This is a genomic window from Pseudomonas sp. KnCO4 (assembly GCF_045344305.1).
GTDB lineage: Bacteria > Pseudomonadota > Gammaproteobacteria > Pseudomonadales > Pseudomonadaceae > Aquipseudomonas > Aquipseudomonas anuradhapurensis.
Genome location: NZ_CP174199.1, coordinates 1459893 through 1474439, shown reverse-complemented (window position 1 = coordinate 1474439; position 14547 = coordinate 1459893). Strand labels below are relative to the sequence as shown.

Genomic DNA, 14547 nt, shown 5'->3' with positions numbered 1-14547 from the left:
AGATCATACGCCCAGTGATTCCCTATTCATTCGCCGAAAGACTGTCCAGCTCTCTTTTAACAGCATCAAAGACAAGTTTATTACCCATCTCGTTTAAATGGTGATTGTCACTTAAAAATATTTCTTCCGGAGCATTCGCTGGATAACACGCCCCTAGGTAACCGGCCGAAAAATGGCGCTTGAGCAACTGATTATACTCGTCCACAGAAGGTGCGATACGAGGGTTTCTTGCCTGATAGGCCGCCGATGGCGGAGCAATCGGAACTACCAGTATCCTGGCCCCTTCGAAGACAGTAGAAAGCGCCTGCAGATTCGCTTGAAATGATGTCGGCGACACATAGCGGATATCACGGGAAACTATCAACTGTGCATAAAAACGCTTGACCAGTCGATGCACGAACCGACTCACTACCCCCGGCATTCTCACTAACACGGAGAGCTCCGTTTTTTTGATTGCCCTTGGATAACAGTCAACGATGCCCACCTGCAGCACAACAATGTCGGGCTTGATCGCCGAATAGTAATTATGTACCAGCGACAGCAATTGGTTGCTGTCCATTCCGGGCATGCTGAAAATACGGAATTTGAAGCGTCCGGACGCGTAATCGGCAAGGCGATAGGGCCAGCACTGATCGTCATCGATCAGTGACGGGCTAACCCTAGGCAGCCCCAGCGAATCAGTTAAAACAAGTACCTTTCTCATGATCGCCTTGAACACGGATTTTTTTGAACAGGACCGCTACCACCGCGCCAACGAGTAACGCATTGAGCAGCGGTAGGAAAACGATAAGCGGCGCTCCCATGAACAGATGGCCGAACGCGAATGATAGTCCGAGCCCGATAACCATCAATCCTAAATACGCGACTGCTAAGACCTTTTCCAGCCGCTGCGCTAGGTAGAAGTTGCAGACGAAGCCAAGACAAATCAGCATCGTTTTCAAGAGCAGCATCGAGATCAGGATCCCGAACATTGACCAGTCGAATCGGCCGATCAAATGAAGGAATACGGTAATCACTAATACGAACATCAGCACCACACCCGAAAGGTACAGAGCACACTTGACCATCATTTCTTGGAAGGCGTCTTCGGCGGCATCCTCTCCACTGAAGCGCTTTAGCAACCCCGGAGTGAAGTAGTACAGAACCGAGGTTACACCTAAAAAATAGATATTGGTCAGAACGTCGATGTACTGGAAATCCGCCCGTACTTTTTCTGCCGCACCCAGTAGGTTCAACACCAGCCGGTCCGAGGTCAGCACTACCACTAAACCGCTGGCCATTAAAAACATATACTTCGAGGCGCTCAATATCTTCCAAAATAGGTGGATGTTCTCGGTACGGTCGTTGGTCGATGTCCGCAGCTTTCGCCAGCAATAGACAAAAAACGAGAAAACAACCGTGAATGCAGCCAGGCTCCAAGCGCCGAAGAATTGGAGTTCCAAGGCACCTCCCTTGAGCAGCAGCAGGATCAATCCGAAGCTGACAAAGAACATACCGGCCCAAGTAACGTTGAGCATATTCAGGTGCATGTCCATCCCTAGGAGGCGGAATACCGTTTGGCAGGCCGTCTTCATATGATTGACTCCACCGATGAATAATCCTGCCATCAGGTACAAGTTGTCTCGACACGCTAGTGCTGCAGCCGCTAGCAGCAGGGCAATCAGCGCTGAAAACCAGATCTCCAAGCGAAGAATGCGCTCCTTCTCTTCTACGGTCGTGCTGATCGCACCGTCACGAATCGCGCCATTGTGGAACCCTAGGGCAAGAAACGTACTGTAGGAAATCACGATGAACGCGATACTAGAGTCCGCTAGCGCCTGCTGACTCGCCATGTTGGTGAAATACAACGTGAGCAATGCAACCAGCCCAAACTCGCTGTAGGTCGCAACCACGTACCTGATCGCTCCGGCCACACCCCCCTTCGTCATTGGATGAACACTCCTCTGCGCACCAATTCGACATCAAACATAGTTGGCAATACGCATATAAGTCCGGCTGTTCTCAAGATGTTCGGCCAGCGAGCAAAGGCCTTCCTCGTTGTGCGTTAGGAAGTGTTCGACTTGCAGATAGAGCCCCGGCTTGTACTGGGTATCCAAGGTTGTATCGATATCGACAGGCGTTACGGCAACACTGTTGAGTAGTTGCACCTGGAGCGTTTCCAGCGGCTTGAAAATAAACCGTCGTTTTTTCGTCAGTATCTCCACCACCCAGCGTCCAGGTGCCTCCCAGTCGCCCGAATAGGAGAACAGCGCCCCTTCATGGGTCTCGCCAGCACCACAGAAACGCGCAGCACGGCTGTGCCAGGACAGTGAGCCGGAACCGGCTGTGAATGTGCAGAGTTGTCGCGGACGTCCACCGAGATAAAACGCAAGGTCAGTCACATGGGTGGTGTTGCTGAAGAACCAGTTTTCCTTGACTCCATCGGCCTTAGGGATCCCCTGAATCGTCGACCATTCGGTAATCTCGAAATTGAAGCTGGTGACTCCACCATCTTCCTTAATCAATTCACGCGCCTTAATCACGGAGGAAAGGAAGCGACGATTATAGGCAATGTAGACCATGGCGCCTGAAGCATCAGCCTTGTGTTTCAGACGTTCGATTGCCTCCAACGTGAGCCCGCCGGGCTTCTCCACCAGCAGCCGCTTGACCCCCTGATCCAGCAGATAGGTGCTGGCGTGCTCCAACTGCTCGACGCTTACGGCAACAATCGCGCATTGAATCGCCGGGTGCTCGCTGTTGAAGTACGCCTCAATCCCCCCCGTGCAAGGCTCTACGCCAACGGCCGCATGGAAAGCTTCGGCAGATTGCGCATTACGACCAACAACTTGGAAAGGTTGGTCCAAGCCTTTGAGCACATTGGCATATTGCACGGCCATCGGGCCGGCACCGACGATAAGAATCATAGTCAATCCGTTCAGGTAATGGGGCAGAGCGTGTAAGCGCCGCCATCGTGTTCATTGAAGAAAGCAAGCAGTGCGCGCAGGAAAGGGGCGTGCAACGCCGCGGACTCTTCGAAGGAGGTCAGCTCGCAGTCGCCTTGTAGGTAGACCGCTTCGGCTGTCCGGTGGGACAGTTGGCTCTGATACAGAACCGGGAACGACAGGGACTCAGTTGCTCCTGTGCCCTTATGGCGCAGCACGCAATGGCCAACCGCCTCGTTGATCGAAACGAGGAAGTGTTCAGTTTCTATCTCCAGCTTCAGCTGCGTCTGCGACGTGTCTGCATGGCAGGTCAGTTCGAACTGGCCCTTCGGCGAGCGCCCGGCCAGCGTACCGTTGACCTCCTTGTAACCGGGGCGCTTGCTGGCTACGATCACAGGATCCAGACGGGAGACATCTACCTCATAGGAGGCGCTGCCGCCAAGAAATGTCCATAAATCAATGAAATGAACCGCATTGCAGGCTAGGCCCCACTGATCACCCTCAACGCGCAGATCAAGCGCTTGCTCGGCTTGCAGACGCTCGCGCAGCAACTGATAGCCCGTGAACATCCTGCGAGGGCAATTGACCCAGACCTTGCAACCGGTACGCATGAACAGCTGGCGCGCCGCTTCCAACTGTTCCTCGGACTGGAACACCACTTTTTCTAGTATTAGGTTTTTCACCGTCAGCCGATCGAGCATATCGACCACCAACTGCAAGCGGCAATCGGCATTGGTAGCCACGATGCAAAAATCGATGGCTCCCTTTACTTGGCCGATATCGGTATAAAAATCGATGGTTCGAATGGAGGAAGATTTTTCAACCTGTTCAAAGCGCTCTTTTGCCTGCACAAGAGCGCCTTCGAACGAATCGACGACCTGGATGGTAATATCAGTGAAATCGGCAAGCGCAAGCGCCTGCAGGTGACGGCTACCTAGCTGCCCAGCACCCACAAGAAGAATATTGAACATACAGAATCATTGTTCCCAAGAGTAAACTACAGGCTGAAACCGTCATCGACGACTATATTCTGACCATTCACGTAACGGGCCTGGTCGGACAACAGGAACGTGATGGAGCCGATGACATCATTGATGTCGAGCATTCCTTTGCCAAAGGTATGCCCCTTGTAGCGCTGCAGGAACGGTTCAGGTTGATGATCGAAAATTCCACCTGGGCTGACGCAATTGGAGCGGAAATGGCTGTTGCCAACATAGCTCGCCAAGTACTTGCTAAGGTGAATCAGCGCCGACTTTATCGCTGCGTATTCCACCGGCATGGTCATTTTTGTGTCGTCGTAGACTTCGAATTTCGGCGCGACTACACCATAGATCGAGGAAATATTGACGAGGGAGAATGGGCGTCCGGTCCGCTCGAAATATTTCGCACACTGTTGCATGAACAGAAACGACGAACCCAGGTGCAGGGAAACGTTCTCATTAAAGTCGGCCAGGGTGACATCGAAGAACTTCGCCCCATAACGCTTGTTTCGCGGATAGGTGCAGTTAACCGCACCATCGAGCTCCAGTGAGGCAAACAGCTTATCGACCGAGACCACATCATTCAGGTCCAGCGAAACTCGCGTTACCTGCGAGTTTTCCTGGCCTAGACCCTGCTGCTGCAGTCGTTCGTTCATCAAGTCCAGGTTGATATCAGCCACGATGACATGGGCACCTTCGGCGACCAATGCCGCGCTCAGGGTGCTGCCCAGCAGCCCGCCCGCGCCCGCAACTAGAAAGCTTTTACCCTTCAACATGCGCGCTCTCTCTATCGGCATACAACATTTCAGCCATTTTGAAATCGTATATATCGTCAATATCCACCGCCCTCTCGCGCGGCACCACCACCGACTTCACCCGTCCGGAGAAAATTCGTTCGTTGTTCAGCACGAACATAGGGCGCGTCACATAGGCCACCGTGGTCATGTCGTATACCGCTGGGGCATCCTGTCGGCGATGCACCCTTTTCCCCGCGCATACCAACTGGCTGTTGCCTTCAGCGTCACGAACGACCATGTTGAAGTAGGGGCTACGCGCTGCAGGCGTGACAGTCACAACGACATCGGTGTCCTTGTCAAGACTTGCCAGGCAATTGCGGACATCGTCAGTGTTTCGCAACGGGCTGGTGGCAGGCAGGCTTATGAATATGTCGAACGATTCGCCTCGCGCTTGGAGGTAGGCGATAGCGTGCCGCCAGGCCAGCCATTCGGCGGCAGTGTCGGTCGCCAGCTCGTCCGGCCGCACGATGACCTCGGCCGAATAGGCTCGGGCCACTTCTGCGATGGCCTGTGAATCGGTAGATACGAAGACCTTATCGATCCCTTGGACCTGCTGTGCGACTCGTATGGAATGCGCAATCAACGGGATATCACCGAGTGGCTTGATATTCTTGCCCGGCAAACCTTTCGAGTTGCCACGGGCAAAGATGAAGGCGAAAACGCTCACGCTTGAAGGTCTCCAATGGTGACGACTTGACCGATTGAAGCCGAGCGCTTCATGGCTTGGATGAGCTGCAATGTTCGCAAGGCGTCGACGATACCGACCGCCGGCCGCTCCGAACCTTGCGCCACCTGACCGAAGTGGCGCAGCTGATCTAGGTACATGTTGTTGCGGTCATAGGAAGGGTCGTCGAACAACACGCTCTGCTCCTCCCTTCCCGAGTGCAAAAGGATGCGGTTGTTGAGAATGTCCCAGATCAGGCTTCCCTCCTGACCCACCACCTTGCAAGTACGCACTGGCGCGCGCTGAAGAAAATCCATATGCACATTGGCGACCAGGCCGTCTTTTCGCACCAGCAAGGCATCCACTGTATCTTCCACGTCGACTTCCAGCGCACCTGAAGTGCGCGCCACACAGTAAGCCGTTTCGAAGTCTCCGAACAACCAGCCGAGGTAATCCAGCTCATGACTGAGTTCGAGCAATACTCCGCCGCCCAACGCCCGGCGTGCTGACACGTTGTTGCGGTAATCACTATCCGGTCGCCAGTCAGGAAGATATTGGCCGACATCGACACTGATGCTGCGCACCTCTCCGACACGCCCCTCTTCGAGCAGTGCCTTGAATGCTGAAGCCGAAGTCATGTAGCGAAGGTTATAGGCAACGTCGATCATAGAACTCTGCCGATCAAACAAGTCGCGAACACCATTCAGCCTCTCGAGGCAGTCAGCCAAAGGTTTTTCTATTAGTACTGGAATGTGCTGCTGCAGCAGTTGCACGGCATGCTCGATATGCCAAGGTGCAGGTGAGGCAACAATAGCAAAACGCGGCTTAGACTGCAGAGCCTCTTGCAGCGACACGAAACACACGGTGCCTTCGCCGACCTCCTCTGCCTGCAACGCCCTACCCGACGCGGAGACACATCCCACGCGCGCGGGACCGAACAATTGCTTCAGGTTTGCAATATGGCGCTTTGCGATACTGCCACTGCCGATTACAAGGTAGGTAATAAGTTCGCTCATAAGCTGCCGAACTCTTGCTGGGCACGCTGGAAATCTTCCATCCGGCCAATATCCAACCAATACTCATGTATCGGAAACATATTGACGTCGCGACCGGCAGAGATTTCATGTTCGAGCAATGTCGGCATATCAACCCGGGTATCTGCCGACACGCTCTTTACCAGCTCGGGGGAAAGCAGGTAAATACCAGCGTTGATAAAGAAGCGCTGCACTGGCTTTTCAACCATGGATCGAATGCGGTGACCATCACTCTGGATCACACCATAGGGCACGCAGTACTCGTACTCTCGAACGCACATGGTGGCGGCGCCAGCATGGGTCTGGTGGAACTCGAGCAGGTTTTCGAAATCCAGGGTAGTCAACAAATCGCCATTCATTACGAACAGTGGTAGGTCGATTTCATCATGCGGTAGCAGACCCAGTGCCCCGCCAGTACCCAGCGGCGCGTCTTCATGGATGTACCGAATGCTCACACCCCAGCGACTGCCATCACCGAAATGCGCGCGAATCATCTCGGGCATATAGTGGGTGGAGATGAAGAAGCGGTGGAAGCCGGAACTGATGAAACGCTCGAGGATCAGTTCAAGGATCGGCTTGTCGCCAACCTTCAATAAGGGTTTTGGGCAATTATGGGTCAAAGGACGTAAGCGCGTACCAAAACCGCCTGCCATGAGGAACACCGGATTGTTGCGCTGCGGCTTGTTCAATAGGTCATGCAGCGTTTCCAGGCCGATCACCTTGTACTCGTCATCAATCACCGGTAGTTGCAGCAGCTGGAACTTTTCCATCACCGTGAGGATTCGCTCCTTGCTCCAGTTCGGCTCGGCAGTCCTAGGAGTCGAACACATCACTTCCCGGACAGGCGTGCTCAAGGGCCGCTGCTTCAACAAGGCCCGTCGGATATCGCCATCCGTCAAAGTCCCCAACAGCCGACGCTGCCGGTCCACAATCATGACGATCCGCACCGCGACGCGATCCAACGTCGCGACGGCTTCCTCCATAGAGCATTCAGGGTCGACGAGCGTTTGCTCCCACTGCTTCATTGCCTACCTTCCTTAAGTTTACACGCCCGACACGGGTCTTAGACGCGCCGACGAACCTACCAAAACACCATGGGCCGGCACATCACGTACGACGACCGTCCCAGCACCGACCACTGCGCCTTCTCCGATGACTACTCCCTGTATGACGGTGGATCCGCTTCCGATAAAAGCACCGACCGAGACGTCGACGCCGCCGCACAGGGTTACGCCAGGGGCGACATGGACATGGGCGCCCAGTCGGCAATCATGGTCCACGCTTGCCGAGGTATTGACTACAGTATTGCAGCCAACGATCACGTCAGGCTGCAGTATCACCCCAGCCATTACCTGAGCCCCTTCCTCTAGCACGACCGAACCGTCGAGCCAGACCGTCGGATGCACGAGTGGGGGAAAGTAAAAGCCCCTGTCACGGGCCCGCTCGAAGATAAGGCGTCGTAGGGTACTGCCCACTACTTGCCCCACGCCATTGACCAGTTCCACGCTGCCGGGGGCGAACTGCTCCAGCGCGTCATCACCACCCAACACTTCTATACCTCTCCACTGCTTTACACCATGCTTAGCAAGCCCGGGATCACACACTCCACGAATGTCGTAGCCGCATGCCTGAGTCAGTGAAAGTAACACCTTCGCATGCCCTCCCGCCCCTAGGAAGACTAATGGCAAAGGCCGTGTCGGAGGCAATGTCATTTTTCGATGATCTCGCCGACCATGAAGGCACGACGGCTGGTGCTGCCGACGAGCTCCCAAAGGGTCGTGGGCGATAAGCCGGAACCGCTGCGCGCCGTGGTGAGGTCATCGCGGCTGATGATCGCGCCTGCGGGGATTTCACGGGCCGCCACAACTTGCTGGCGAGCAGCCTTACGGGTGTCCCATTCACTGGGCTGCGGTGCCTTACACGGATCGCCCAGCGCCAGTTCTAGAGCGCGGATTTGCGCGACCATCAGTTTGAGCTCTTCAGGCTCCAGAGAGGCCTTGTGATCAGGGCCATCCATTGAGCGATCCAGGGTAAAGTGCTTCTCAATGACCATTGCGCCCCGGGCCACAGCCGCCGCAGGGATCAGGCAGCCTTCGGTATGGTCAGAATAACCCACTGCCAGGCCGAAGGCCTTTAGGGTGTCCATTGCCCGAAGATTGACTTCATGAGCGGGCGTCGGGTACTGCGAAGTACAGTGCAGTAAGGTAACGTGCCCCTGCAAACGCTGGCGGTTTTGCGGATTGCCCCAACACCTCCAGACTTCGTCCATGTCAGTGGGCTCTGTTGCCGACCCTAGGGCATGGGCCACAATGGCAAGCCCCTGCTCAACTTCGCTCATTGTCGCCATGCCCGTGGAAAGAACCAGCGGCTTTCCGGTATGGGCAAATTGCCAGAGCAGCGGCCCGTTCGTCAGCTCGCCTGAAGGTACCTTGAAAAATGGCAAGTCCATCTCGCATAGGAACGCCAGACTTCCGGTATCGAATGCAGTGGAGAGAAACTCGATGCCTTTGCTGCGAGCATAGGCCTGCAACTCGAAGTGCCAATCCCTAGGCAGTTCAAGTTTCTTGAGCATGGCCACCTGACTCTCCGATGCATCAGTACTATGCTTCTGGTAATTGGCCTTGGGGGCCGCTTTAGAGGCAAGCCGGTCAGCATCGAACGTCTGGAACTTGACAGCATCGGCGCCTGCGTCGGCTGCTACGTCCACTAAGGCGAAAGCCAGGTCCCGTTCGCCATTGTGGTTAACACCCGCCTCGGCAATGACATATACCGCATTTCTATTGGACGATTGCATGGTTCAACTCAAATCGTGAAAGGGCTTGTTGTGTCGAGCTTCAAAACGCTTGAGAACATCCACGATACTGCTGGCGGCATTTCCCGCCCCGTAGGGGTTAACCGCTCGTTTACAAACGGCGGCAAAATCAGTGCTCAGCGCATGGCGCAATGCAGCCTCAATCGACAACGCATCGGCTTTGCTATTCAATACCGATTCCGCTGCAAGCCGCCCCTCTTGACGGGCGCCAATGTTGATCGTTGGAACACCGAAGGCGGGTACTTCGATGATGCCGCTTGAGGAATTCCCCACAACGGCATCGGCCAGCGCCACTGCGCTCAAGTAACGTTTGAACCCTAGCGATGGAATCGCCTTGATCCGTGCCGGCGCCTGGCGGGCATAGTCTTCGAGTAAAGGGATGATAGCGCGCCCGCCATTATCAGCGTTCGGATAGGTCAGGATCACCTTGTGCTCGGGAAAACGGTCAAGCGCAGCCAGTAGTGCCTTAAAGCTCTGCACCGGGTCTTCTTCGGCCAGGGTTACCGGATGATAAGTGACTAGGAGATAGGGTGCGCTGAGATCGAAAGCCAGACTCTGCGATAGCTCATGCCGCGTCATACGTGGGCTGCGCATAAGGTGATCGAGTCCAATGGCGCCTACGTTGAATACCCGGTCGGCAGATTCCCCCATCTGGATAACACGATGGCGGTAGGGTTCGGCGGCCACGAAATGGAGGTATGACATCTTGGTAATAGCATGACGGATAGCATCGTCATAGGCACCTTCGGTGATCTCACCACCATGCAGATGTGCCACCGGGATTTTCATTACTAACGCACACTGCACGATGGCCAGAGCCTCGAAGCGATCCCCCAGAACAACTAGGGCATCAGGACGAAGACGATCCAATGCATCTGCAAAGCCGAGCACGCCCAAGCCCATGGACTTGACCACTCCGACGTCACTGTCGGACGACAGCAGCATCTCGACCTTAGCATCAATGGTAAAACCGTCGTTTTCAATGGTTTTCCAGGTTTCGCCAAACTCGGGCGACAGATGCATGCCACTCACAATCACCTGCAGCTCGAGTTCGGCGCTGGCCTGAATGTCCTTCATCAGCCAGTAAAGCAGCCCATACTCAGCCCGAGTGCCAGTAAAGACGCAAATTCTTCGCTTCAAGCCAACTGCTCCGGCGGCACGCTGCTGGGCAGGTTGACAACCCGCTCTTCCAGCCACAGCGCATTATGTAAGCCACCGCGCAGCGCATTGGCGAAAGCCGGCAGATGCGTCATCAATTTCCAGATCGGCCTAGTCATCACACCCGCTTGGTTACTGCTCTGGAGAAGCGCGTCGCGCTGCGCCAGATTTTCACAAATGATTGCATTCAGCCAGTAGTTAGAACGGCACCCCTCAGGCTCGCGAACGAACTGGGCCGAATATCCTTTGAAAAACGCCTCGTAGCTCTCCGCCAGCGCACGCTTAGAGGCGATGAACGTCTCGAGGCTTTCCAACTGCGCGCAGCCGAGCGCCGCATTGAGATTGGGCAAACGGTAGTTGTAGCCCACCTCGTCGTGCACATACTCGTAGGCATGGGGTTGCTTGGCAGTGGTGGTGATGTGCTTGGCACGTATGCCGAGTGCCTCTCCGGCCAGGATCATGCCCCCGCCACCAGTGGTAATAATCTTGTTGCCATTAAAGCTCAGCGTGCCGACACAACCGAAGGTGCCAGTGTGTCGCCCTTTGTACAGACTGCCCAGGGATTCCGCCGCATCCTCGACCAGTGCCAAGTTCCAGCGCCCGCATACATCCATGAGCTCATCGAGTGCCACCGGATGGCCGAACGTATGCATCGGCAAGCAAGCACGAAGCACTCGCCCGCCTGACTTGGTGCGGCACGTGCCTTCTGGGTCGAGGTAGGCATTTTCTTCCAGCCATTCCTCAAGAGCCGTGGGCGAGAGCCCTAAAGTATGTCGATCAACGTCAACGAACACCGGCTCCGCATTGCAGTAGGCGATCGCGTTGCAGGTTGCAACAAATGTCAGGGGTTGCGTCACGACTAAGTCGCCCGGTCTCACACCCGCTAATAGCAGCGAAATGTGTAAGGCGGCTGTGCCGTTGACCGTGGCCACAGCGCGCGGGGAGCCAGTGTAAGCCGCCATGTCACGCTCGAAACGGTCGACGAAAGCGCCAACGCTGGAAACGAAGGTTGAATCAACCGTTTCAAGTACATACTGCTTTTCATTTCCCTGGAACACAGGGGCATGGAGCGGAATGAACTCATTTGTACGGTACTGCCCGCGTATGAAATCGATCAGCGCATCGAACATGACAAGGACTCAGACGTTGTAGAGGTCGGCTTTGTATTTGACCAGGTTTTCCGCGCGGGAGAACCAATCGATGGTTTCCTGCAGGCCTTCCCGGATGGAGTACTGCGGCTTGAAGCCGGTCAGGCCATGAATTTTGCTGTTATCGCACCACAAACGGAATACTTCCGACTTTTCTGGACGCAGGCGCTGGTCATCCATCAGGAATTCGACATCACTCCCCATCAGCTCGCGAATCAACTCCAGCGTGGCGCCAACGGAAATCTCGAAGTTTGAACCGATGTTTACAGTCTCGCCAATCGCCTTTTCGCAACGGGCGAGTTCTAGGAAGCCACGGCAGGTGTCGGCGACGTAGTTGAAGTCACGGGTCGGCGACACATCACCCAGCTTGATCTGCTTCTTGCCGTCGGCGATCTGGGTGATGATAGTCGGAATCACCGCGCGTGCGGACTGGCGCGGACCATAGGTATTGAAGGGGCGCGCGATAGTCAGAGGCAGGTCGAAAGCATTAAAGAAGCTCATCGCCATGGCGTCGGCGCCGATTTTCGATGCACTGTATGGCGATTGAGGCTGCAGCGGATGCTGTTCATCGATCGGCACGTACTGTGCTGTGCCATACACTTCACTAGTAGAAGTGTGGATAACCCGTTGCACGCCATTGTCCATCGCTGCCTGACAGATATTTAACGTGCCTTTGACATTTGTATCTACATAGCTATCCGGCGCCACATAGGAATAAGGAATAGCGATCAATGCTGCAAGATGGAAGACGGTGTCTACGTCTTTAGTGATATGTTTGCAGTAATGAGGATCACGAACATCACCATTTAACACTTCAATATCTTTCAGGCAGGCCACATCTTCCAGCCAACCCCAGTAATTGAACGAGTTATATTGGGAAAGCGCCTTGACCTCATACCCTTCGCGAACCAGCAGTTCGGTCAGATGCGAACCGATAAAGCCATCTGCACCTGTTACCAGTACCTTCTTCATAACCGCACCTTAATCCAGTCAAGCGAGCATAGAATAAATATACTCACGAATATAAATATGTTTCGATATAAAGCAGGCTATTATTGCCGGGAGCCGACAGCTGTCGATCACCTAAATTTACATTTTTTGGTATGGCAGCACCAGCCCCCTGGCAATGCCCACCGGAAACATGCCAGACGAACGGCACCAGTAGCGAGGCAGCAGCCGCGAAACCTCTGGATTTGCCTGGTTCAAAGGGCCGATTCAGAGCGGCGGCGCAGCTACGACTTGGCCATGAAGACAAAGCCAAGTGCGCCTCCAGCAAGCATGAACGAGTGCAGAAACCCTCCGAATACGACAAGACCTAACACTCCCGTGATGTACCAGGGAGCCAAGTAGCCCCCCCCCAACGCCCGGTACAGCAGAACTTGCACCAGATTTTCCGGGACGCTTAGCACCAACCCAAACAAACTACCCATCAAAATAAAAAGCCGCTGAACTGTACAGAACCAACGTTCAAAAAACGAATTAACCATACAGGACGCAAATGCCCAACCAGCCAACTGATACTGTCACTTTGCCAACACCTAAAAATACACAGCTGAAATCATGGGCAGCCATTAAAGATCACTGAGGTCTGATTGGCAACGGTGTAATCACCTCAGCTCCGATGACATTTTTCATCATTATGGCCTGACGAAGTTCAGCACGTCGATGAGCCTTCAACGCATGGCGCAATAGCACGTAAACCATTCCAATCACCCCCCCCAGTAACGCACCAAGAGAAACAAAGAGCGACTTCCGTGGAAAAATAGGACTAAGCGGTTCCGTAGCCAACTGATCGACGCTAACCAGACGCAAGCTACTCAAATCCGAATTGACCGCATTCAGCCGTGAACGCTCCGCACGCAGGGCCTCACCCCCCTTCACAAAAAGCTCGTCCTTCTGGCGCTGCTCAAGGGCTTGCATAGTACGATTCTGTTCCAGCAACATCAGCTCTTTGCGGATCTGAGCGATTCGCGGCTCGACAAAATCATCGGTTTTTCTTTCCCTTAGAGCTTGCCGCTCTGCCTCCAGCGCATCGGTGCCGAGGAAGTACATTGGTACTTGCTGATTGTTTATCTCCGTACGTATCACGTTACCAGTCCCTTCTGCCTCGCTGTGACCGATTGAAGAGGGCGTGGAGGGACGCTTCAGTCCCAACCTGCGAGCAATCGCGATGGCTTCATCCAACTGAGCAATTCTGTCTGCGCGTCGCAACTTGAGTTGAGCGCGCAGAGCACGCAACTCGTCATTGAGCCTCGCACGCTTGATATCATCGCCCTCTTGCAAGGCTGCAATTTCACTCATCTTACCGATTTCATATTCCGCGCGAGCCGATGCTAACTCGTTGTCAATTTCCTTGATCCGGTTACTTATAATAACCCTAAGATCTTCAGCAACCAACAGGCGCTCTTTCTGAATCGCGTATTGAACAAGGCCATTGAGCACTTGTTGCCCATCAATGCCTCTAGGATAACGAAGATCAATTCGAACAAATGTCGCTACCTGACTACTTTTATTAGTATCAGGCTGAAGCACTTTCAATGCATTACGATTAAAATACTCAAATCCCTGCTCTTCTGAACGACCAGGCGCCACAAAAGCCTTCTGAAGCTCAGGATTGGTACGAAAGTACCCTAGACGTGTTTCGTAAGAGTCTAAAGACGCGCCAATCCTATCAAGCGCTTGACCTGGCGTGAGCTTATAGACCTTTGAACGATTCAAACTATCAAGGTCATTTAACGCTGCCGGGCGTAACACAGTACTGACCTGGAACTCCGGCGTCAGTAGGAACGCATATCCGCCGGCCAGCACTCCAGCCAGGCACGCACACGCACCAATTTGTTTTTTTTTCTTCCAAAGTGCCTGCAATACGCCTACTACGTCGATCTCATCACGAATCGGAGCGGGGGAAATTGTGGGAATGCCTGTCACGCTGATGCCTGTCGGGTTGAGTGAAACAGCTTCCGAAGACAAGGCTAGCACTAGCGCCGTGGACGTCATGTCCCATTCCGCTTGAGTAAAACTTCCCTGTCCCCT

General features: G+C 54.3%; 14 protein-coding genes. All 14 read right to left on the bottom strand.

Annotation, left to right across the window (positions count from 1 at the left end; translation table 11 throughout):
- Positions 1 to 22: 22 nt before the first annotated feature.
- Positions 23 to 718 carry an SGNH/GDSL hydrolase family protein gene (locus ACJA3S_RS06860; protein WP_406821271.1) on the bottom strand — a complete coding sequence of 232 codons (696 nt, stop codon included), beginning with the start codon at positions 716 to 718 and terminating at the stop codon, positions 23 to 25.
- Positions 678 to 1892, bottom strand: coding sequence for a hypothetical protein (locus ACJA3S_RS06855; RefSeq protein ID WP_406821270.1), 1215 nt, complete (start codon positions 1890 to 1892; stop codon positions 678 to 680). Before ACJA3S_RS06855 ends, ACJA3S_RS06860 begins: the two co-directional genes overlap by 41 nt.
- Before the next feature lie 69 nt (positions 1893 to 1961).
- On the bottom strand, positions 1962 to 2903 hold the full coding sequence (locus tag ACJA3S_RS06850; RefSeq protein ID WP_406821269.1) for a Gfo/Idh/MocA family oxidoreductase: 942 nt from the start codon (positions 2901 to 2903) through the stop codon (positions 1962 to 1964).
- An 11-nt stretch (positions 2904 to 2914) separates the two neighbouring features.
- Positions 2915 to 3892 carry a Gfo/Idh/MocA family oxidoreductase gene (locus ACJA3S_RS06845; protein ID WP_406821268.1) on the bottom strand — a complete coding sequence of 326 codons (978 nt, stop codon included), beginning with the start codon at positions 3890 to 3892 and terminating at the stop codon, positions 2915 to 2917.
- Between the two features lie 26 nt (positions 3893 to 3918).
- Positions 3919 to 4677 carry an oxidoreductase gene (locus ACJA3S_RS06840; RefSeq protein ID WP_406821267.1) on the bottom strand — a complete coding sequence of 253 codons (759 nt, stop codon included), beginning with the start codon at positions 4675 to 4677 and terminating at the stop codon, positions 3919 to 3921.
- A complete protein-coding gene (locus ACJA3S_RS06835; protein ID WP_406821266.1) occupies positions 4664 to 5365 on the bottom strand; it encodes a cytidylyltransferase domain-containing protein in 702 nt (233 codons plus the stop codon). Before ACJA3S_RS06835 ends, ACJA3S_RS06840 begins: the two co-directional genes overlap by 14 nt.
- On the bottom strand, positions 5362 to 6378 hold the full coding sequence (locus ACJA3S_RS06830) for a Gfo/Idh/MocA family protein (protein ID WP_406821265.1): 1017 nt from the start codon (positions 6376 to 6378) through the stop codon (positions 5362 to 5364). Before ACJA3S_RS06830 ends, ACJA3S_RS06835 begins: the two co-directional genes overlap by 4 nt.
- Entirely contained in the window at positions 6375 to 7421 is a 1047-nt protein-coding gene (locus ACJA3S_RS06825) for a nucleotidyltransferase family protein (protein WP_406821264.1), read from the bottom strand. The genes ACJA3S_RS06830 and ACJA3S_RS06825 overlap by 4 nt, the downstream gene beginning before the upstream one ends.
- Before the next feature lie 18 nt (positions 7422 to 7439).
- Complete coding sequence (locus tag ACJA3S_RS06820; RefSeq protein ID WP_406821263.1) at positions 7440 to 8108, bottom strand: acetyltransferase; 669 nt, start codon at positions 8106 to 8108, stop codon at positions 7440 to 7442.
- Positions 8105 to 9190 (bottom strand): N-acetylneuraminate synthase, encoded by a 1086-nt coding sequence (gene neuB / locus ACJA3S_RS06815; RefSeq protein WP_406821262.1) that lies wholly within the window; start codon positions 9188 to 9190, stop codon positions 8105 to 8107. Before neuB ends, ACJA3S_RS06820 begins: the two co-directional genes overlap by 4 nt.
- Before the next feature lie 3 nt (positions 9191 to 9193).
- Complete coding sequence (gene neuC / locus ACJA3S_RS06810; RefSeq protein WP_406821261.1) at positions 9194 to 10348, bottom strand: UDP-N-acetylglucosamine 2-epimerase; 1155 nt, start codon at positions 10346 to 10348, stop codon at positions 9194 to 9196.
- The gene (locus ACJA3S_RS06805) at positions 10345 to 11496 is read right to left on the bottom strand and encodes a LegC family aminotransferase (RefSeq protein WP_406821260.1); all 1152 of its coding nucleotides are present in this window, start codon (positions 11494 to 11496) and stop codon (positions 10345 to 10347) included. Before ACJA3S_RS06805 ends, neuC begins: the two co-directional genes overlap by 4 nt.
- A 9-nt stretch (positions 11497 to 11505) precedes the next feature.
- Positions 11506 to 12486 carry an NAD-dependent 4,6-dehydratase LegB gene (locus ACJA3S_RS06800; RefSeq protein WP_406821259.1) on the bottom strand — a complete coding sequence of 327 codons (981 nt, stop codon included), beginning with the start codon at positions 12484 to 12486 and terminating at the stop codon, positions 11506 to 11508.
- Between the two features lie 606 nt (positions 12487 to 13092).
- A complete protein-coding gene (locus ACJA3S_RS06795; protein WP_406821258.1) occupies positions 13093 to 14511 on the bottom strand; it encodes a Wzz/FepE/Etk N-terminal domain-containing protein in 1419 nt (472 codons plus the stop codon).
- Between the last annotated feature and the right edge of the window lie 36 nt (positions 14512 to 14547).